Source organism: Mycolicibacterium tusciae, assembly GCF_002086795.1.
Classification (GTDB): Bacteria; Actinomycetota; Actinomycetes; order Mycobacteriales; family Mycobacteriaceae; genus Mycobacterium; species Mycobacterium tusciae.
The window spans coordinates 1-21,349 of sequence record NZ_MVIM01000032.1 but is presented as its reverse complement, the minus strand read 5'-3'; the positions used below and the strand labels follow the sequence as shown (position 1 = coordinate 21,349).

The window sequence follows — 21,349 nt, the reverse complement described above, 5'->3', positions numbered from 1 at the left end:
GGGTTCCGCACCCGACGAATGGTACTTTCGTGATTCGTCCGAGCCGGGCAACATGTTGGCTCTCATTTGCTGAGGAGTTCGAGTTGGCTGATGGCGGGCTGAGCGCGCGCGAGGCGGAACGTGTGACCTGGGACGTGATTGTCGTGGGCACCGGCATGGGCGGCGGGATGCTCGGCTACTCGCTGGCCCGCTCCGGCCGCAGGGTGCTGTTCGTAGAGAAGGGCCGCTCCACTTTGCCTGGCGAGCCGGGAACCATTCGCGCGCTGCCCGAAGTGGCCGAGCCGTTGGCCGGCCGATCCGCTGAGGCCTATTACGACGCGCTAGCCCGGGCTGGGCGCTCCACCGATGAGATCCTCGACATCAGCGGACGCTTCTCGCGGAGGTTCGTCCCGTACCTCGGCAGCGGCACGGGAGGGTCGTCCGCCATCTATGGCATGGCCTGCGAGCGGTTTTTCGTTCGCGATTTCACCCCGCGCCAGGACTTCCGCCACCCCGGCGATTCCACCGTGCCAGAAGCGTGGCCGATTACCTACGATCAATTGTCGCCGTGGTACGCCGACGCGGAGAAACTGCTCGGGGTGCGCGGGCAGCCCGACCCTTTACGGCCGGAGGCGGCCGAGGTGAATCGGCCCGCAGCGCCGCCGTTCTCGGCAGATAATCAGCATCTGGTCGACTATCTGGTAGGCCGGGGGTTACACCCGTACCACCTGCCCATGGCGTGTGATTACACGGCTGGTTGCGCCTCGTGCCATAGCCATCTGTGTGAGAAGTCGTGCAAAGGCGAGGCCGGCCGCAACTGTGTGCTCCCCGCGGTCGCCGAACACGGCGCCCACCTGTTGCCCGAATGTCGGGTCGTGCGCCTGGAGGCGGACCGCACTCACGTCCGAAAAGTAATCTGCGAGGACCGCTCGGGCACTGTGGCACTGACGGCCAGGGTGGTTGTTCTCGCGGCCGGGGCGCTGGTCACTCCTGTGTTGTTGCTCAATTCCCGCTCCGGTGATTGGCCGGGAGGACTGGCGAACGGCTCAGACTGGGTGGGCCGCAACTTGATGCGCCACCTGATCGATTTGGTCGAGATCTGGCCGCAGTCCGATAGCAAGATCACGGCTCCCAACAAGGAGATCGGGCTCAACGATTTTTACTTCTGGGAGGGCCAGAAATACGGCACCGTGCAATCGTTCGGCTCGATGCCGCCTATGGAATTGCTGACAAACCGCCCCGGCCCGAAGGCGAGGGCGTTGCGCTTTGTGAGACCAGCTGCGCGCCGCGTTTACGAGCGCTTCCTCACCGGCGGTCTGGTGCTGGCTCCGCTGATGGAAGACCTACCCTACCTGGACAACCGTGTCATGCCGTCCCATCAACCCAGCCCCGACGGGCGCCAGCGGCTGCAGATTCAGTACCGCCTTCATGCCAGCGAGACAGAGCGCCGCGCAACGTTTTTGGGACTACTGAAAGACGTGTTCAAGCCATTTCGCAAAATAACCTTGCGGGGCGCTGAAGACAACGAGGCCCTCGGCCACGTCTGCGGAACGTGTCGCTTCGGCACTGATCCGAAGTCCAGTGTGTTGGACCCACAAAACCGGGCGCATGAAGTGAACAACCTGTACGTCGTCGACAGCTCGTTCTTCCCGTCCAGCGCCGGTTTGAATCCGAGTTTGACGGTGGCCGCCAACGCGCTGCGGGTGTCCGCCCATATCGATCAGGCGCACTTCGCCAGCTGATCGATTGACATTGCCTACTCGGCCAATGGATTAGCCCGCGGCCGGCTTACGCAGTGGCAGGCCCGCAGCGCGATAAATCTCATCGATGACGGTCATGTTCTCCACCGAGTCTTCCGGCGTCGTCTTCACCGGCTCGCCCCGCAGCACCGCCCCAGTGAACGCGTCAAGCTGATATGCGTAGGTGGTGCGCGCCGAGAAGCGCTCTACACGTTTGCCTTCAGCAGATCGAACCGATAGCCGCCGAAAAGGGGCCACCGGAGAGAGAACACGCATTTCACCACGGTCACCAATCACGTTGGCGCTGGCCTGCATCAGGGCCGACGACCACATCGAGCAGCGAACCCGCCCCGTGTGCCCGCCGGCAAACCGCAACTCGGCCGTCATGGCCCGATCCACCTGCGGATCGCGCAATTTCGCCTGTGCAGAAACAACTTCCGGGGTCGAACCGCCGAACGTCCGGGCCATGTGAACCGCATAGCAACCGACATCCATTGTCGCGCCCCCAGCAAGAGCATAATTGTAGCGAATGTCAGAGAACTTGGGCAGCAGCATGCACAGCGCCACCTCCACCCGCTTCAGCTTCCCCAGCTCCCCCGAGGCAATGATCTGCTCAGCGCGCAAACTCAACGGGTGATAACAGTAGTGGAATGCCTCCATTACGACTTGGCCCGACTTCGCGGCCAGTTGGGCAATCTCGCGGGCCTCGGCGGCATTGGCAGTAAAGGGCTTCTCGCAAAGCACATGCTTGCCCGCGTCAAGCGCAGCGCGAGTCCACCTGCCGTGCAAGCCGTTTGGCAGCGGGTTGTAGATAGCGTCCAGGTCTGGATCGGCGATCAGCGCCTCGTAACTGTCGTGCACTCGAGTGATCCCGTGCTTTGCGGCAAAGGCTTCGGCGCGGGACAGATCGCGTGCGGCCACCGCCGCCACCACGATGTCGCTAACTTCTCGGGCGGGTTTGATCAGCGCCAATGGTGCGATGCGGGCTGCGCCCAGGATGCCGATCCGCACCGGAGCCGCCTGATCAGACACGGACCGATGCTAGCAGTTGATCACGGTCACTTAGCCAGACGAGCACAATTCAGGCGATGCCATTGCTTGACAACCTTTGACCGCGACAAGAAACGGCCGGATATCGCCGACGCCGCTCATCCTTGGTAATCAGCCAACTCGCTTCAGTCGAGCTGCCTTTTCCACGTTATCGGCTGCGGCGGCGGCGCTTTCGGCCGGTTTGGTCATCTGGGTAGCGAATTCGCGTGCCCGGGTGGCATATTCCGGCGCCAAGATGGTGCGCAGGTCATCGACCAGCGATTCCTGGGTCACGCTCGAGAAAGGCCGGGCGGTCCCTATCTTCAGTTCTGTGACCCGAGTTCCCCATATTGACTGATCGATCCACGTCCAAAGGATCAAGGCGGGAACGCCGGCACGCAGGCCGGCCGCCGTGGTCCCCGTGCCACCGTGGTGCACTACCGCGCGGCAGGCCGGAAAGATCGCCGCGAAATTCAGTGCGCCGACCACCTTGACATGCTCGAAATGCGGTATGCCGCTGAAGTCGGTCCCAGCAGCACACACCAGGGCGCGCTCGCCCAACTGCGCGCAGGCCGCGGCGATCATTGCGAGCGTGTCGGCCGGAGATTTCAGCGGCATGCTGCCAAAGCCGAAGAAGATGGGTGGTGTTCCGGCGGCGGCCCACGCCGCGGCGTCAGCATCGGCCTCCGCCGGCAACTCCACCGTCAACGCACCGACAAGCGGTCGTCGCCCGTCCCAGTTGGCCCATTCTTCTGCCAGCCCGGGAAAACAAATCTCATCGTAGGCGTGTATCTCCAGCGATCCGAGTTCGGTGACCCGTTTTGACGCGCGGACGCTCGCCTTTGGCAGGCCCAATTCACGGCGCTGCGCGTCGTCGAGCTTCTTCTCCAGGCGCGAAACCACCCAGGTGGACAACGCCATTGCAGAGCGCATCAGCGGCGACGGCCGGATCGACTGGCTCTTGGCGCGCAACGGGGAGGTATGCAGCGTCGCCAACGGAATGTCGTAATACTCCGCGACATTGGTGACGGGCTGCTCAAAACCCGCGTCGGCGAACAGCAGGTCGGCTCCGTCCGCGAGCGGCATCAGCGTCGTGTTGGCCTCCTCCCAAAATCGGACGAACGAAGCCCATTCCTCGCGGCCTAACCCGATCAGATCCCGGATTCTCCAAAACTTTCCGAATACTTGCGTCATGAAGTCACGGTGCAGGTCCTGCCACCTCCGCGCATCCGGCCCGAACGCGACAGCCGTAAGTCCGGCCGATTTCACGAAACCCACCAGGTCGGGTGAGACGGCCATGTGCACCTCGTGCCCGCGCCGCAGCAGCTCACGGCCGACAGCAACGGAAGGCTCGACGTCGCCGCGACTTCCGTAGAAAGCCAGCACAAATCTCATCGCAGAGATCCTATCGTTTCGTTTGGAGACGTCTGCCAGGTCGGCGACGTGGCATGTCCGTTGTGTTCAACACTGGACGGGCGTCCGGCTATAGATCAGTCGATGGTCGTAAAATCCTGTGGCTAGACGTTCGTTCGTTGTATGGTCACTGTGCTCGAGGCTAGGGGGTTCTACTGTGGCGGATACCGTTTTCAATGTTGAGGAACTCGAGCGCGACGCGTCCGCGCTGAGCCGTCAATTTCAGGCCGCCGCTCCATTTCCGCACCTTGTGATCGACGACCTCCTGCGCCTTCCCCCGGATGCATCCAGTGCCTTCCCCGACACCTCTTGGCCAGGTTGGGTTGGCCCTGCGGGCGACTTTTACCAGCAGAACAAGCGTGTCTGCTTTGATATCGAGGTCATCCCGGAGCCTTTCAAAACCCTCATCAGGGAACTCTCCGAACCCCGCTTCCTGAGGGTGCTCGAACAAATCACCGGCATCGGACAGCTGCTCCCCGATCCTCACCTGAGCGGGGGCGGCCTGCACCTCAGTGGTCCGGGTGGCATCCTGAGTCCGCATACCGACTTCCACTACTACCGTGCCCAGAACCTATACCGGCGCATCAACGTCCTCGTCTATCTGAACGACGGCTGGTCACCGGAGGACGGGGGTTGTCTCTCCCTTTACGACACTCAGGACCACGTTGCTAAGACGGTCGTACCGGACTGGGGCAGGGTCGTTATCTTCCGCACCGACCACGAGTCAGTGCATGGCTTCCCCGCGCCTGTGGCCGAAGGTAAATGGCGGCAATCGGTAGCCCTCTACTACTACACGGCGGCTCCAACGAAGACCTTTAGCGGAGACGAGACGACGTACTGGAAGGAGCACGGGGAGCAGGGAGGTGTCGTCAGGAAGGCTCGATTCCTGGTCTACCGAGGCCTACTCAACCTCAGTTACTTCATCAGCACACTTGCCCATCTCGTGAATCCCAACCTCGGCGTCGTCGGGCCAGTGAAAATGATCCTGCAATCTCGCCAGAAGACCGGGCGCGACCGCACCGAAAACACCTAGGACTGGATTCTCGCCACCCAGATCGGCGCCGAGGCGACTGGACGTGCAGGATCCGCCGATGACTCATCACTCAATGCCTCCGACTGACCCCTCGGTACAGCAGCCAGATGCACCATCGCACGGGCCACCCAGGCGGACCTCAGTGGTAAACGGTTGCCGAAGGTTGGCAGCGGACTTCGCCGGCGGAGCGTCATACCTCATGCGGAACCCGTCCTCCTACACCGGACTTGACGTGAACTCCGTCGCTTCGCCTTCTGCCGAGAAAGTTACAATCTGGCTGGTCTGGGGTTCTTGCAAGGCGATGCCGAGAACCTAGATTTGCCCTTTGAATCCTTAAACTTGGTGATAAATAGCGCGGTGATAAATATCGAATCCTCGAACCTGTACCCCGATTTCGCCGTTGTGGCGAAGTCTCACGGGGAGGCACTGCGGTCACATTGATTTCCGACACCGCGACGGTATTGCCGTCTGGGAGGCGGCCCTGGCCAACGCGCCGATGCGGATCTCTCGCAGAGTGAGATCAATACGGGCTTATGTGGGGGATTAATCTTGAACGCGCAATCACCGCGTGTCCCCTAACGGCTCGATGGTCCTCGGGCGCGGTGGCCATGATCGAGCGCCTTCTGAAGTCAGGGGTCTCTGGTAGGGGACGTATTGTTACGTCCGCGCGTGAGTCGGCGTACTTGCCCGACATCTCCTGGAGCGAGGTATACACCCGGGATTCACACGGGCCTGATTCTTCGATTACTAGCTGTAAAACACTCAGATCACCACGATCCCGTGATGTGCCGAACAGTAGCTGACTGCTTGCGCGGCCTGTCACAGTTCAGTCGCGAGGGAAGCGCTAGGCTTCTTCGAAGGATCGCCGAATTCGCTGCGAAACCGCCTCGGGAAGTCCAGACAATTTGATCTACCGCAATCTCCGGTCATCCCGGGGAGGCTCAGGCAGCGGGTGGTACTTTCGTGGTTCGCATTGCGGGGATTGCTTCAAATCGTCATTCATCGAAGGAGCGGATTTGCCTATCGGCGAGTTGAGCGCGCACGAGGCGGAACGTGTGGTGTGGGACGTGATCGTCGTGGGCACCGGCATGGGGGGCGGGACGCTGGGTTATTCGCTTGCCCGGTCCGGCCGCAAGGTGCTGTTCGTCGAAAAGGGGCGCTCCACATTGCCTGGGACGCCGGGCACGATTCGTTCTACTTGGCCGGAAGTGGCCGAGCCGCGGGCGGGCCGCTCGGCTGAAGCCTATTACGACGCGCTGGCCCGGGCTGGGCGCTCAACCGACGAGATCGAAGACATCAGCGGGCGCCGCAAGAAGCGGTTTGTGCCGTACCTTGGGAGCGGAACGGGAGGATCGTCGGCCCTGTACGGCATGGTTTGCGAACGCTTTTTCGTGCGCGATTTCACTCCACGCCAAGACTTCCGCAATCCCGGCGATTCCACCGTGCCCGAAGCGTGGCCGATCACCTACGACCAGCTGCAGCCCTGGTATGCCGCAGCTGAGGAACTGATGGGGGTTCGCGGTCAGCGCGATCCCCTGCGGTTGGAGACCGCCGAGATGAATCTGCCTGCGGCGCCGCCGTTTTCGGCAGACAACCAGCCGTTGGTCGACTATCTGACTGGTCGCGGGCTGCATCCCTACCACCTGCCCATGGCCTGTGACTACACCGATGACTGTGTCACCTGTCAGGGCTATCTCTGCCAGCAGTCGTGCAAGAATGATGCTGGCCGCAATTGCGTGCTACCCGCCGTCGCCAAGCACGGCGCCCGCCTGTTGCCAGAGTGTCGCGCCGTGCGGCTGGAAACCGAGGGCAGGCGAGTCCAGCAGGTGATCTGCGAGGACCGCTCCGGCATGCTCGCATTAAAGGCCAAGGTGGTGGTGGCGGCGGCCGGGGCGCTGGCCACCCCGGTCTTGCTGTTGAATTCCCGTTGCGGTGACTGGCCGGGAGGACTGGCCAACGGCTCGGACTGGGTGGGACGCAATCTGATGCGTCACCTGATGGACATGATCGAGGTCTGGCCACACCCTGGCAGCAAGATCACGGCCCAGAACAAAGAGATCGGGCTGAACGATTTCTACTTTTGGGAAGGGCAGAAATACGGCACCGTGCAGTCAGCCGGCTCCGCAGAGGGGCCCATGGAATTGATGACCAATCGCCCCGGCCTGCAGGCAAAGGCGCTGCGCCTGGTGAAACCGGCGGCGCTTCGCGTCTACGAGCGGTTCTTCAGCGGCGGGCTGGTGCTGGCATCAACCACGGAAGACCTGCCCTATCTGGACAACCGCGTCCTGCCATCGAATCAGCCCAGTTCGGACGGCCGACAGCGGTTGCAGATTCAGTACCGGATCCGCCCCAATGAGATAGAGCGCCGCGCAACTTTTTTGCGCCAGCTGAAAGAAGTATTTCAGCCGTTTCGCACACTCGTTGTGCGCGTCGCGGGAAGCAACACCACCGTCGGTCACGTCTCGGGGACGTGTCGCTTCGGCACCGATCCCAAATCCAGTGTGCTAGACCCACAAAACAAAACACATGAAGTGGACAACCTCTACGTCGTGGACAGCTCGTTCTTCCCGTCCAGCACCGGCCTGAACCCGAGTTTGACGGTCGCGGCTAACGCGTTGAGGGTGGCCGATCACGTCAATCAGGCGCATTTCGCCAGCTGACCCGCTTCAATCCGGGCGCGAATCTCGACGCAAAACCACGCTTATTGTCAGGAAAACAGTACGCGGGCAAACGGTTCGGCCTTCCGGCGGCCCGCGTAGCGAGAGGTTGGACGCTGTTACGGCGGATCAGGCCGAGGATCGCTGGAACGCGCCTCGCGGATCACTTCTAGACGGGTGAACTCTGGCGCTGGTGAGGCCAAGTACGCCGACGACGATGAGCGTCCGTTACGGTCTCTACTTGCGCCATAGCGCACCGGTTCCGTCTATGTCGATGATCTCCGCCGATATCCGCTGTTTCGCACGGTATTCCGCGACAGCCTGCCGACACGCCGGAATCGAGTAGTCGTCAACGATGCAGAAGCCGCCGGGAGACAGTCGCGGGTAGAGCGCGTCGAGGGTCTGTATTGTCGATTCGTACAGGTCGCCGTCGAGCCGCAGCAGGGCGATGCGTTCTATCGGGGCATCCGGCAGGGTGTCTTTGAACCAGCCTGGAAGAAACCGGACCTGCTCATCGAGCAGGCCGTAGCGCTCGAAATTGGCCTTGACATCTGCTTCGGGCACCCCCAGTATGCCCGCGAAGAGGTCCAGCCGAAGTCCTTTGTCCGCCTTGTACTTTGCCGTGTCGGGGCGGGGCAGGCCCGCGAATGAGTCGCACACCCACACGCGTCGCGTCTTGTCTTCATAGGCTGCCAGGACCGCACGCATCAAGATGCAGGCCCCTCCGCGCCAGACTCCGCATTCGACCAGATCGCCGGGGACGTCCTCGGCCAATACAGTTTCGACGCAATTCTGCAGGCTGGTGAGCCGTTGCATCCCAATCATCGTCTCGGCTTCGGCGGGCCAGAATACGCCTAGCTCCCGCTTGGTGTCGCCGAAAGGACTCGTCCCGTTGAGCATGGGCAAGACGACGTTGGCGGTCTTGAGAAGGAGGCGCCGTCGCACAGGCCATCGAGAGGGCGTCCGCTCGTGCATCCCGTATCTGGTGAGGTTGCGTCTGAGCAGGTCGAGATAGAGGGATCGCACGTCGCAATCGGTCACCGTCAAGTCTGCCCCCATCTCGCATGTCATTACTGCCGGCGATGAGTCTAGACCCCTGCCTATGCTGTTGTCTCGGGGGCTCAGCAAAATCACCGGATTCACATGCGACCGAGAAGTTGGGGCGGTCAGTGCCGAGGCTGCTTATGAGGGCCGCAGAGTACGCGCGGCCCGAATACGTTGCGTGAAGCGTCGCCGATACCCCACTCATCAGCGAGGATGGCTTGTTTGCAGAAGAGAGCGGTGCCGACCGCGAGCGATGCGTTGCGCTTCACCAGAGAAGGCGCCATTCCCCGCAGTCGAGCCGGCTACTCGGCCGATCCTCGGTTTTACAGCTAATCGAAGGCTGCGATAGGGTAGCCCGTTATGGCCGCTCGCAGGGACGGAGAGCAGACGCTTCCTCAAGAGGCGACAGAGCTCGCGAAACGAGCGACGGGGGTGCCAAACAAGCCGACCACTCCGCACCGTACGAAAAGGTACTTGCCGGCGCGGCTGCCTTCTCGCTGGTTCGTCGCCGCGGTCACTGCGATCGGCGCCATGCAGCTGTTGTCGATGATGGACGGAACCATCGCGATCATTGCGCTTCCGAAGATCCAGAATGATCTAGACCTGACGAATGCCGGGCGGAGCTGGGTGATCACCGCCTACGTGCTGGCCTTCGGCGGGCTGATGCTGCTGGGCGGTCGCCTGGGTGACACCTTCGGCCGCAAGCGCGTCTTCATCGTCGGGGTCGCGTTGTTCACCGTGGCTTCGGCGCTCTGCGGCATCGCCTGGGACGGCGGCGCGCTCGTGGTGGCTCGGCTCCTGCAGGGTGTAGCCGCCGCGATCGTCGCCCCGACCTCCATTGCGCTGGTGGCGACCACGTTTCCGAAGGGCCCTGTGCGCAACGCTGCGATGGGGGTGTTCAGCGCAACGATCGGTATCGGTTCAGTGATGGGTCTGATCTTGGGTGGGGCGCTCACCGAGGTGTCATGGCGGCTGGCGTTTTTGGTGAACGTGCCGCTCGGAGTGCTGGTTATGTGCCTGGCGCGCTTCGCGCTGCGGGAAACCCAGAAGGAGCGGATGAAACTCGACGTCACAGGGGCTGTGCTGACGACGTTGATCTGTATCGGTGTGGTGTTCGGCTCCTCAACGGCGCCGGAAACGGGTTGGCTGTCGCCCATCCCGATCGTTTCGGGTGTGGTGGCCCTCTCGGCCTTGGTCGCGTTTGTCCTGGTGGAACGCACCGCCGAGAATCCCATCGTGCCCTTCAGCTTGTTCCGCGACCGGAACCGGCTCGCGATCTTTGCGGCCACGTTTCTCGGTGGTGGGGTGATGTTCGCCCTGATGGTGTTAGTCGCGCTGTATGTGCAGGACATCATGGGCTACAGCGCACTGCGCGCAAGCATCGGCTTCGTTCCGTTCGCCATCGCGGCGGCGGTGGGGGCGGCTGCGTCGTCGCAGCTGGTGAGATGGTTCTCGCCGCGCGTGGTGATGATCGCCGGCGGCATACTGATGCTGGTCGCCATGCTCTACGGCTCGACGCTGACGCGCGGGGCCCCGTACTTCCCGAATCTCGTGGTGCCGTTGGTTGTTGCCGCTCTCGGTATCGGCGTGGCCAATGTCCCACTCCGCCTGTCGCTGATTGCCAGCGTGGGGGTCGATCGGATCGGCCCCGCCGCCGCGATCGCGCTCATGCTGCAAAACCTCGGCGGCCCGTTGGTGCTGGCCGTCATCCAAGTCGCCGTCACGTCGCGCACACTGGCCCTCGGCGGCACCAACGGGCCGGTGAAGGACATGAATGCCGCCCAGTTGAATGCGCTGGATCACGGCCTCACCCATGGCTTGCTCTGGTTGGCGGGAGTAGTCGTCGCCGTCGGCGTCGCGGTGGTGTTTATCAGCTACAGCAGGCAACAGGTGGCACACGCGGAGAAAGACCGGAACGATTTGGACCCCGGCGCGGAAGTAGCCTGATACCGGTCCGCAGGAGCACATGGAAGTCGAAAAAACGGCCAGCCCTTCCACGAACGCTCGCTGTTGTCCGCACTGCGGATCTACACATCAAACCTGTACATTCGGTAGGAAAACTCCCCACTTTCAATCGCCTGATATACCTTCGAGCCTTGGACGAACTGGCAGGTCGCGCGCGCCAGCATCGACCGGTGACGATCAAGCAATTCCTGCCAACGCTGCGAATTCCGATCCATCCCGCGCAGGATCTCCGCGTTGATGACCCTGTCCGAAACCATGCGCATCGGCGCACCCGCCAGCGCCGCCTCCCAGTCGGGCACATGAGGTGCAAAGCGACCATCGGCGTAGAGGAGATGACCGCCGGGTCGCAGGACCCTCGCCACCTCGGCAAGGAAGCGGCGAAAATCTGGATAGTGGATCGAGGATTCGATGTTGATCACTGCGTCGAAAGTCTGGTCAGGAAAGGGGAGGTTCTCGGCGTCGCCCAGTACAAACTCCAAGCCGGGCAGGCGGTGGCGTCGGCGACAGAAGTCGATCCCGGTCGGATTCAAGTCCATTGCCTTGTAACCAGCCGGGCGCAGGGTGCGGGTCAGATAGGAGGCGCCGCCGCCGTGGCCGCACCCGACCTCAAGCACCTGCGCGCCGCTGAGATCGTCTGCCTGAGTCGCGGTGCGGTGGTATAGCTGGATGGGGAAGCGGTCAGGTTCGTCGGCGGCGTCCAGGCTGATCGCCACCGGCGGATTTTCCTCGTAGCCGTAGTTGAGAAATACGACATCGTCGGCGCCGTATCGGCGAGTGATGGTGCGATAACTACGTTTTTGTGTCTTGTAGCCCAGCTTCCATACGATCGGGTGGTAAGTCAGGCGGTCCATAAGCCCCATTGCGGTGTCCTCTCCCCAGAATTGGGAGTATTTCAGCCCTATCCCGTCAGGGAGGCACAATCGCGCCTCAAGATGTCAACCAAGCACCACTCGCGTACCTGAAGTGCCTAAGCCCAAGTCCCCCTGCGCCGATTAACCATCGCGCGGACCTCGTAATTTAACTTCGTGATCGACGGCCGAAGGAGGCGGTTGACCCTTCGTAGGCGGCGGAAGTCTGCGGACGCCGCCCGAAACGTGCGTTCACTCGCCCGATACCCGTCGAATATGAGGTCCAGCGCAGACTGTTCCCAGGGTTCGTCCCGCGCGGCCGCACGCATATCTTCGTATACGGTGGAGAACCAACTTGTGCCGAAGGGCTCTATCACCGGGCCTTGGTGCCGCTGCCGGTGAAGATTCGGCGTGAGGAACTCCTCGATTGCACTCTCGTCCTGGGCATCCAGATCAATCGCAAGCGCCGCGGAAATTCGCTTTACTTCCCGACGCCAGTCATTGAGGAGGTTGGCGTACTCGACGAACACGCGTGGTACGGCGCGCGTACCTCTTTCTGCCAGCAGAGTGTATTTCAGCCACAAAGCACTCGAGAGTTCGGCCGAGATACCACCGGGAGCCGTGATCGACGCGACCACCTCCTGCGGGTGACGCACTGCGATCACGGTTGCGACGTCGAATCCGGAAAGACGCGCCGCCTCGAACCACATGCCGGACAGCACCGTAATCTTCGGGTCCTTGAGCACCACGAGCGGCGCCGCGGGCAATGTGGCGAGAAACGCTCGGATCTCGGTGATGCAGGCGGCGTACTCTTTGCCCTCGAACTCACCTTTCTCCTGCAGCCGAATCGTCGGGTCATACCAGCCGCTGTTGTTGCGTTGCAAGAGTTTATCGTTGAGCTGCAGCGTTGCGCGCGACTCCCAATGGCCAAGGGGATTGTCCCGCATGGCGCCCAACATCCCCTCCGGGAGGGCACCACCACATAACGAGAGAACTCGGGCAGTCGCCGACGTGCCGGACCGGGCCATGCCCAACACGAACAGAACGACTGGGCGGGACGCACTCGCAGTTTGCGAGTCGGCGGTCACGAGCACAGCTCCGCGACTGATGCGGCGGAGATCCCAGGAGCGCGGTGCCCCACCCGGCCCCTGATTCGTGTGCTCGTCGCCCGCGTGGTGGCATCGACTTGGTCGACCCGCGCTGCCGGAGTATAGGAAGAACACTCTGCGGCGCGGTTTTCGCCAGTGCTTAGTCTGCCCATGGCGGCAGAATACAGGCTCCTGGCGCTACCGCCGTTAATTGCTCGTTCGCCGCATAACTCGAGGCTTGCCGGTCCGCGGGTTTGCTCTTCCACACCATCCATCCGCTCAACACCAAAAGACCGGATGAGCGAACACGGCCTGGGCCAACAGGTTTCCCCGCGCAATCATCCCCATACCCATCTCAATGTGGCTGACTGGCAGCTCCGTGTCGGCAGCCACCTGCCACGCCCCTGGCGTGCCTCGAGCCAATACCTAGGGGCGGTCGCTGATGCGAAGCGATGGGAGCGCGCGCTCGTTGATGCAGGCCCAGGGCGATCTCAGTCCATGCAACGAACAGACCGGGCGTCGATTACACCGCTCTGGATAAGCAAGGCGGTTCGACACTGCCGTGTGTTGCGGCCCTCGCCGTCGTTGACCACGGCTGGAGTCCGGATGCGTACCGGTCGGAGCCGCGCCGCCGGGTACTCTCGTGTGATGATTTCGTTCGCCTGTGCCGAGGTCCGCGCTTTCCCGCGCAGCCTGGCCATCGCCGATGAGGTGCACGCGCCACAGCACATCACGGACGAATCAATCCGTATCGTCGGAGGCTGATCAGTGCCCGGCCGGTTACGTTCTGCGCGAACATCTTTCAACGGGATCGCATCCAGCAGCGAAGCACCCGATAACCGACTCGCATTACTGGATCAGGCCTTTTTTGCGTGGCAGCGAGCCACCGGTGAGAAGGTAGCCATCCAGCTCTTGTGGGTTTATGAGCACGCTATCGACATCGATGCCGTAGAGCGCTTCCAGCATTACCTCGCCAATGGGTTGTTGGGACGCCGGATTGAGCGTTCGCCTGTGCCGTTCTTTCGGCATCGGTGGGTCCTAGATAAAGGGACATCGGACATCGACTTCGCCGATCGTGCCCGTCCACGCACGGAAGTCAGCGACTGGGCTGATGAACGCTCGCAGGTGCCGACTGATCCGGAATGGGGACCTGGCTGGCATATCGGCGTTCTCCCCCTTACAGACGGCTCGACCGCAGTCAGTTTGGTGGTTTCTCACGACATCGTCGACGGCCTCGGACTCGCCCTCGCGGTAGGCGATGCGCTCCTGGGCAATACGCGCGATCTCGGCCTGCCACCGCCCGATTCCCGCACCCGACTACGGGCGATTCTGCACGATGTTAGAGCGACAGCGCGGGACGCGCCCGAAATTGGGCGGGCGTTTATCGCGGGGGTAAAAATGGCCCCTCGTTACTGGCGCGATCGTGCCCGACCACCGACATCGCGCCCTGTCGCCCTCCCTACCGGTGATGGCGTCCGTGCTGGCGGTGATGAGTCTGTCGCCATACCGGCCATCACCATCCACATCGACCTGGATGAGTGGGATGCCCGCGCCAAAGCTCTTGGCGGGACACGGAACACCTTAGTGGCCGGATTGGCCGCCAAACTCGGCGAGCGCATGGGCCGCCGACGTGCCGCCGACGGCGCCGTCACCTTGCAACTCCCCATAAGCGAACGCGTTGACGGCGATACGCGCGCGAATGCAACGGCCATGGCGCGCGTCAGTCTCGACCCGACGCGGCTAACCGCGGACTTGGGCGACGTCCGCGCCGCCGTCAACCAGGCGCTGAGCACTCTGCGTGAAGCTCCAAACGATCTGCGGCAGTTCTTGTGGCTGGCCCCGTTCAGGCCGAAATGGGGGTTGCGACGCGCAGCCGATGCGGCACTCGCCGACCCCGACCTTCCGGTGTTTTGTTCCAACCTCGGCGACCACGGCTCGGTACTTTGCCGACTCGATGGCACCGAAGCCGAGTACGCCACGGCACGAGCGGTCTGGCACCACGTGACGCGACAGTGGCTTGAGCGAACGGGGGGCGTGATGAGACTTCAGTCTTGGCGCATGCGGGGCAAGGTTGGCATCACCGTCGTCGCCTACCAACCAGGTGCCACAAACACCAAAGCTGCGCTGCGTGAGCTGGCTGGCCACACGCTGGCCGAGTTCGGACTGACGGGCGAGATCGACTAGACCATCGCCGCCGTAGCGGTGACGTCCCGTGAAAGGCATGGAACGGCTGCTCGCGCCGGCACCCACCCTCTCCACATCGGCTTCGCTAGTCAGCAACCTGCCTAAGACGGACTGCTTCTTCCAAGAGATCGGCGGCAGCAGCGACACTTTCGGCCGGTGCAGTCATCCGGGGCGCGAATTCGTGTGCCCGGGCGATGTAGTCGGGGCTCAGGACGGTGCGAAGGTCCGCCACCAGTGACTGCTCGGTCGTACTCGTAAAGCGTCGGGAGGTGCCCAACTTCAGCCGTTCGACCGCCCTCCCCCAGAGCGACTGACCGGGCCACGTCCAGAGAACGACCGTAGGGACCCCTGCACGCAGACCCGCGGCCGTGGTGCCAGTGCCACCGTGGTGCACGACCGCGCGGCAGGCCGGAAAGATTGCCGCGAAATTCAGCGCACCGACTACCTTGACGTGCTCGTAGTGGGGCACGCCGCTGAAGTCACTCCAGCCGGCGCACACCAGCGCCCGTTCACCCAACTGAGCGCAGGCCCCGCCGATCATGGCGAGGGTGTCGGCAACAGATTCGATCGGGTTGCTGCCGAAGCCGAAGAAAATCGGCGGTGTTCCTGCGGCGATCCACGCCGCAACGTCATCATCGGCGTCCGTAGCCAACTCAAGCGTCAGCGCTCCAACAAAGGGCCGACGGTCACCCCATTTCGCCCATTCGGTCGCCAGACCGGGAAAACAAGCCTCGTCGTAGGCCTGAATTTCCAGCGATCCGCGTTGGGACATCCGTAGCGACGCGCGGCTCGTCGTCTCAGGCAATCCGAGTTCACCGCGCTGGGTGTCCTCGACCTTTTTTGACACACGCCAACCCAGCCATTCGTCCGCCCTCATTACGGCACGGCCCACCGGCGCCGGAAGCACTGGCATCAGCTGACCATTCGCCCGCGCCGGGTGATAGTGCAGCGTGGCCAACGGAATGTCGTAATATTCCGCGACATTGGCAGCAGGTTGTTCAAAACTCAGTCCCGTGAAGAGCAGGTCAGCTCCGTCCGCCAACGACTTCAGCGTCGTGCTGATCTCCATCCAGCACTCGTTGATGGGCTCCCTGACTTCGCGCGCCAATCTGATCAGATCTGGGATCTTCCAGAAGTTGCGGGAGAAGCGCGTCCACAAGTCGCGGTGCGCTTCCATCCACGCCCGCGTATCGAGCCCATATGCAACCGGCGCAAGTCCGGCACCTTCGACGAAGCTAACGAGGTCCGGCGGGACTGCCATGCGCACCTCGTGCCCGCGGCGCAGCAGTTCCCGGCCAACAGCGGCGCATGGCTCGATGTCACCGCGACTTCCATAGCTTGCCAGCACAAACTTCACCGCAAAGATCCTAGCCTCTCGCGTTCTGGGTTCTTAATGCATAATGAGAGCGCTACCCTCGCCAATTCACGGCCGGCAGCGAGACCGCCCGCCGGCACTATCAGTTCCGGACGAGAAGTTTGGTCATACTTCTGCAGCACTCCCGTCCTACAGCAACGATATTCGCAAAGAGTAAGGTCGACCGAATATACGTTCAGCGGGGTCTGCGGACCACACTCGGGCGCCGCGTTTCTGGGTACCTACATGTACCTGGCCTGGTAATCAGCCACGTGTCCCTGAAGAACAGGCAGCACAATCGCGCGCGGCCACCCGCTCACCGCGATACATTTGAGAATTGTGGGCGCGCAAACCCAATCACGTGAGTCGAGGCTTGCCTGATGCCATGCCATATGAGCATCGAGGTTTCCCGGAAAACGCTTCGGCGCAGGAGAACACGCGCGCATTGCACGGCAGATGCCACGAATGATAGCTTCGACGTCTAGCAAAGGGGGATGAATGGTCGAGACGCAGCAGACGCAAGGGGTCTTCGTCCGAACACTCGGACGTCTTGTGATGGCGTTTTTCGGTGGGCTATACCGCCTTTACTGTCGGGCCTCGTTGCTCGGCGACCATGAGTTCTTCGATGTCAAGGACTTTCCCTGGGTCGGAGCGGTCGAGGCCGACTGGCGTAAGGTGCGCACGGAACTGGATGCACTCCTGCCGTACGCGGCGGACATGCCAAACTTCCAGGACATCTCGAAGGACCAAAAGGCGTTGTCCCAAGACGACGGCTGGAAGACCTTCTTCTTCTATGCCTACGGCATAAAGGCGGGCCCGAATTGCCGCCGTTGTCCAGAGACAACCAAGCTCCTCAAGAAGATACCGGGGATGAAGACCGCGTTCTTCTCCATTCTCGCGCCCGGCAAACACCTGCCGCCGCACCGCGGCCCCTATAAGGGTGTGCTACGCCTCCACCTAGCGCTGCTCGTCCCTGAGCCGACCGAGATGTGTGCCATCCGGGTCGGGTCGGAGACCCGTCATTGGGAGGAGGGCCGGGTGATGATCTTCGACGACACGTTCGAGCACGAGGCCTGGAACCGGACGGACGGAGTACGAGTGGTCCTGTTCGTCGACATCATGCGGCCGATGCGTTTCCCGGCGAACATGATCAACTCGGCGATGGCCTGGCTCATCGCTCTATCGCCGTTTGTGCTCGGTAACCTCGGCAGCTATTTTCGCTGGGAAAAGCGCTTCGAGGCGGTCGTCAATCAGAATGCGGTGGCGAATTAGCTTAGAGCGAGTCCAACGGCTGGCATCCGTAGTACTCCAACACGAGAACATGCAGGATGCTGAGATTACTCATTCAGCTGCCGGATGCGTGGTCGTGCCATCCCAACACGTGAAGGGGAAGCTGTGAGTCTGATTCGGCAACTGGCCAGCGGTGTGGCCGGAGTGATCTACCGCCCCAGCGACGAGATCGCCGACGAGTACCACAAGTACTACTACGGGACGATGATATGGAGCACCACAAGCTGGCGGGGCATCCCATGCCAAAAGTCTGTCAGCGATATGTGGAACTATCAGGAAATTCTGCACGACCTCAAACCCGCGTTGGTCGTGGAGTTCGGCACTCTGTGCGGGGGGTCGGCGGTGTTCTTCGCCGACATCTTGCGCGGGCAGGGCGCCAAAGTGTTGTCGGTGGACATCACGCATAAAAACGTGCACGACCGTGCGCGGCAAGATCCCGATGTAATGTTACTGGAGTCGTCGTCGAGCGCGCCGGACGTCGCATCTCGTATCCGCGACCTCCGATCTGAATTTCCCGGCCCGGTGTTCGCCATCCTCGACAGCGACCACAGCAAGGACCACGTACTAGCGGAGATGAAACTGCTGCGCCCATTACTGGTAAGTGGAGATTATGTGGTGGTGGAGGACTCAAACGTCAACGGCCATCCCGTGTTGCCGGGGTTCGGGCCGGGGCCGTTCGAGGCGATCGAAGCCTACGAGGCAGAGTTTCCGAACGACTACGCCCACGATCGGGAACGCGAGAACAAGTTCGGGTTCACCTTCGCCACAAACGGTTTCCTCACGCGGGTTTAGTCACTCTCCGCTCGACATATGCGCGCGGCCAATGAATGTGGCTTACGCGTCTTGGCGGGTGAATTGGCCGGTTCGGTAGTGGTCGACGCATGTTGCGCGTCGTACTTTGCCGCTTGTGGTGATGGGGATTGAGCCCGGTGATACCAGTACCACGTCGGCGACGGCGAGGTCGTGGGTGTTGGAGATCGCCGAGGTGATGTCGCGCTTGAGCGTGACGAATTTGTGCATTATTTCGCCATCGGAGTCGCCGCGTCTTTTCACTTCGGCGATGACGACGAGTTGTTCGATTTCCTCAGTGGGTACCGCGATCGCTGCGACTCGGCCTCCAGATATCTCCTGAATCGTGGCTTCGATGTCGTCGGGAGAGTGGTTGCGCCCGTAGACGATTAAAAGGTCCTTGATGCGACCGACGATGAACAACTCGCCTTGGGTGACGAACCCCAGATCCCCGGTGCGCAGCCACGGCCCGGCCGGCGTGCCGGCCGAGGGTGTGGCGAGCATGGCGCCGAAGGTGTGTTGGGTCTCTTCTGGTTTCTGCCAGTAGCCCACAGCGACGTTGTCGCCGTGCACCCAGATTTCGCCGGTCGTTGCCGGTGGGCACTCGGTGTGGGTGTCGGGATCGACGATGCGCACGACGGGTGACCCGGTCAGCGGATAGCTGATCAGGGGTGTGCCTCCGCCTTTGGTGCAGCGTTTGGCCTGACCCGCGGCCAGCTTATCGGTTTCGAACTCCACGATCGTGGGTGGTTGGCCTGCTCGGCTGGTCGCGGCGTAAACGGTGGCTTCGGCAAGCCCGTATGAGGGTCGCACGACCGAGTCGTGAAGGTTGAACCGCGCGAAGCGCTCGGTGAAACGTTGCAGTGTCGCAGGATGTACGCGTTCGCTTCCGCTGAGGACGGTTTCCACGTTGCCCAGATCAAGCCCGGCCATGTCCTCATCCGATGTCTTTCGCGCCGCCAGCTCGAAGGCAAAATTCGGTGCAGCCGAGAATGCGTGAGTGCTGGTGGCCATCAAATGCATCCACCGGGCTGGGCGCTGCAGGAACGCCACCGGACTGGTGAGCACAGCGCTGTACCCACCCAGAATCGGTGCGCATACCCCCAGAACCAAACCCATATCGTGATAGAACGGCAGCCACGACACGATGGTGCTGTCGAATGGTGCAATACCGTCCCGGTGCGCGAAATAACCCGCCATCAGTTGCTCGAAATTGGCGCGGAGATTGGTGTAGGAGATCATGACGCCGGCGGGTCGGCGGGTGGATCCCGAGGTGTATTGCAGATAAGCGGTCGTTTGTTGGATATCCGCTGGGTCCTCAGCTCGCACCGGCGCATCAAGATCCAACGAATCGACTTCGACGACCGATGGCGCGGGTTGTCCTGGTTGAGGCACAACATGAGAGGCCACCTGACCCACGACGGCCGACGTGGTGAGGACGGCAGTGGGTGATGCGTCGCGCAGCACCGAATCGACGCGCTCATCGCTGGCGCCGCCCAGCGGGACCGACAGTGGCACCGCGACGACCCCGGCCTGCAATGCACCCAGGAAGGCCACGATGTAATCCATGCCCTGCGGCGCCAATATCACCGCACGATCACCGGCTGCTGCACAGCCTCTGAGTTCCTTTGCCACGTTCAGCACTCGCCGATACAGCTGCGGCCAGGTCACGCGTTCGGGAACGCCGGCCCAGTCCTGCTCGTAATCGACGAACGTGAATGCGATCTCATCCGGCTGGAGACTGGCGTGCTCGCGCAGCAGATCCGGGAGGGACGTTTCAACCACCGCCTGAGGTTAACGTCAACCGTGCGCAAAGGTCCACGAACAGTTCGTCGAGCGTCCGCAGCAAAGTAACGATTAGATAACAGCTTGCAGACTCGTGGCTGCCACCGCGCGGGAATGCTGGCTTCGCCGGTACCTCCCAACCCACGTTGACGTGCCAGTACGCCCTGATACGGTAGGCAACATATGACGGAGACGTAGGCGGTCCCATGGTTGGGCGCGGCGCCATGTCGTGAGTCAAGCAATCGACGGCGAATTGAATGTTGCTGTGAGGAGATGTAATGGATTCATCTGGGGCAATCGATAATCGAACTCGCCGCTCAGCCTCAACGGAGCCATCGCCCAGTACGAGCAGCTCTCCTGTCGTTCCGGTTGCTGTGATCGGCATGGCGTGTCGGTTGCCCGGCGGTATCGACTCCCCTGAGCGGTTGTGGGAGGCGTTGCTGCGGGGCGATGACCTGGTCACCGAAGTTCCGGTCGACCGTTGGGACGCCGAGGAGTATTACGACCCCGAGCCGGGGGTGCCCGGGCGGTCGGTGTCGAAGTGGGGCGCGTTCCTCGACGATGTTGCCGGCTTCGATCCGGAGTTCTTCGGGATCAGCGAGCGTGAGGCGATCGCGCTTGATCCGCAGCATCGGTTGCTGCTGGAAAACTCGTGGGAGGCCATGGAGCACGCGGGTCTGACGCTAGAGGCAATGGCTGAATCGCGCACCGGCGTGTTCATGGGCCTGACTCACTACGACTACCAACTCGTCACGGCCGAGTCTCCTGAAATGGAGGGGCCGTACGGCTTTCAGGACAATTTGTTCAGCATGGCGTCCGGCCGGATCGCCTACACTCTGGGACTTCGCGGCCCTGCCTTGGCAGTGGACACGGCGGGCTCTTCGGGCCTACTCGCGGTGCATATGGCGTGTCGCAGCCTCAACGATGGCGAGAGCGACATGGCGTTCGCCGGCGGCGCGTTCGTAATGCTGGAACCGCGGAAGTTCCTTGCGGGGACCGCGAACGGGCAGCTGTCCCCGACGGGGCGTTGTCACGCTTTCGACATCGCGGCGGACGGACATGTGCTTGGCGAGGGCAGTGCGGTGGTGTTGCTCAAGCGGCTGCCGGATGCGTTACGCGACGGTGACCGCATCCTGGCTGTGATACGTGGCA

Annotated in this window: 15 protein-coding genes; 8 read left to right on the top strand and 7 right to left on the bottom strand. The window is 62.2% G+C overall.

Features of this window, described 5'->3' with window-relative positions; all coding sequences use genetic code 11:
• Positions 1-83: 83 nt before the first annotated feature.
• Positions 84-1,721 (top strand): GMC oxidoreductase, encoded by a 1,638-nt coding sequence (locus BST47_RS29375; protein WP_234809923.1) that lies wholly within the window; start codon positions 84-86, stop codon positions 1,719-1,721.
• 30 nt (positions 1,722-1,751) lie between these two features.
• Here BST47_RS29375 and BST47_RS29370 read toward each other — a convergent pair whose 3' ends face one another.
• Complete coding sequence (locus BST47_RS29370; protein WP_083129271.1) at positions 1,752-2,750, bottom strand: Gfo/Idh/MocA family protein; 999 nt, start codon at positions 2,748-2,750, stop codon at positions 1,752-1,754.
• Positions 2,751-2,879: 129 nt separating this feature from the next.
• Positions 2,880-4,142, bottom strand: coding sequence for a glycosyltransferase (locus tag BST47_RS29365; RefSeq protein ID WP_083129270.1), 1,263 nt, complete (start codon positions 4,140-4,142; stop codon positions 2,880-2,882).
• A gap of 175 nt (positions 4,143-4,317) precedes the next feature.
• Between BST47_RS29365 and BST47_RS29360 the strand changes: the two genes are divergently transcribed.
• Positions 4,318-5,193, top strand: a complete 876-nt coding sequence (locus BST47_RS29360; RefSeq protein ID WP_165799865.1) for a 2OG-Fe(II) oxygenase — start codon at positions 4,318-4,320, stop codon at positions 5,191-5,193.
• Between the two features lie 1,016 nt (positions 5,194-6,209).
• A complete protein-coding gene (locus BST47_RS29355) occupies positions 6,210-7,853 on the top strand; it encodes a GMC oxidoreductase (protein WP_234809922.1) in 1,644 nt (547 codons plus the stop codon).
• Between the two features lie 234 nt (positions 7,854-8,087).
• On the opposite strand, the gene BST47_RS29350 is transcribed toward BST47_RS29355, so the two are convergent.
• On the bottom strand, positions 8,088-8,897 hold the full coding sequence (locus BST47_RS29350; protein ID WP_083129279.1) for a TylF/MycF/NovP-related O-methyltransferase: 810 nt from the start codon (positions 8,895-8,897) through the stop codon (positions 8,088-8,090).
• A gap of 357 nt (positions 8,898-9,254) precedes the next feature.
• Between BST47_RS29350 and BST47_RS29345 the strand changes: the two genes are divergently transcribed.
• On the top strand, positions 9,255-10,841 hold the full coding sequence (locus tag BST47_RS29345; RefSeq protein ID WP_083129268.1) for an MFS transporter: 1,587 nt from the start codon (positions 9,255-9,257) through the stop codon (positions 10,839-10,841).
• A gap of 80 nt (positions 10,842-10,921) precedes the next feature.
• Here the strand turns inward: BST47_RS29345 and BST47_RS29340 are convergent, their stop codons facing one another.
• Complete coding sequence (locus BST47_RS29340) at positions 10,922-11,719, bottom strand: phthiotriol/phenolphthiotriol dimycocerosates methyltransferase (protein WP_234809921.1); 798 nt, start codon at positions 11,717-11,719, stop codon at positions 10,922-10,924.
• Between the two features lie 107 nt (positions 11,720-11,826).
• Positions 11,827-12,735 carry a sulfotransferase family protein gene (locus BST47_RS29335; RefSeq protein ID WP_207568729.1) on the bottom strand — a complete coding sequence of 303 codons (909 nt, stop codon included), beginning with the start codon at positions 12,733-12,735 and terminating at the stop codon, positions 11,827-11,829.
• Positions 12,736-13,563: 828 nt separating this feature from the next.
• Between BST47_RS29335 and BST47_RS29330 the strand changes: the two genes are divergently transcribed.
• Positions 13,564-14,979, top strand: coding sequence for a hypothetical protein (locus tag BST47_RS29330; RefSeq protein ID WP_083129266.1), 1,416 nt, complete (start codon positions 13,564-13,566; stop codon positions 14,977-14,979).
• A gap of 85 nt (positions 14,980-15,064) precedes the next feature.
• Here BST47_RS29330 and BST47_RS29325 read toward each other — a convergent pair whose 3' ends face one another.
• Positions 15,065-16,336 carry a glycosyltransferase gene (locus BST47_RS29325; protein ID WP_083129265.1) on the bottom strand — a complete coding sequence of 424 codons (1,272 nt, stop codon included), beginning with the start codon at positions 16,334-16,336 and terminating at the stop codon, positions 15,065-15,067.
• Between the two features lie 495 nt (positions 16,337-16,831).
• On the opposite strand from BST47_RS29325, the gene BST47_RS29320 reads away from it, so the two are divergent.
• Positions 16,832-17,605: an aspartyl/asparaginyl beta-hydroxylase domain-containing protein gene (locus BST47_RS29320; protein ID WP_207568728.1), complete on the top strand. Its 774-nt coding sequence runs from the start codon at positions 16,832-16,834 to the stop codon at positions 17,603-17,605.
• Positions 17,606-17,728: 123 nt separating this feature from the next.
• Positions 17,729-18,415: a CmcI family methyltransferase gene (locus BST47_RS29315; RefSeq protein ID WP_272937655.1), complete on the top strand. Its 687-nt coding sequence runs from the start codon at positions 17,729-17,731 to the stop codon at positions 18,413-18,415.
• A 42-nt stretch (positions 18,416-18,457) separates the two neighbouring features.
• Here the strand turns inward: BST47_RS29315 and BST47_RS29310 are convergent, their stop codons facing one another.
• Positions 18,458-20,197: an AMP-binding protein gene (locus BST47_RS29310; RefSeq protein WP_083129263.1), complete on the bottom strand. Its 1,740-nt coding sequence runs from the start codon at positions 20,195-20,197 to the stop codon at positions 18,458-18,460.
• 278 nt (positions 20,198-20,475) lie between these two features.
• Here BST47_RS29310 and BST47_RS29305 point away from each other — a divergent pair.
• Positions 20,476-21,349: beta-ketoacyl [acyl carrier protein] synthase domain-containing protein (locus tag BST47_RS29305; RefSeq protein ID WP_133056256.1), on the top strand; the 874-nt coding region annotated here is incomplete at its 3' end.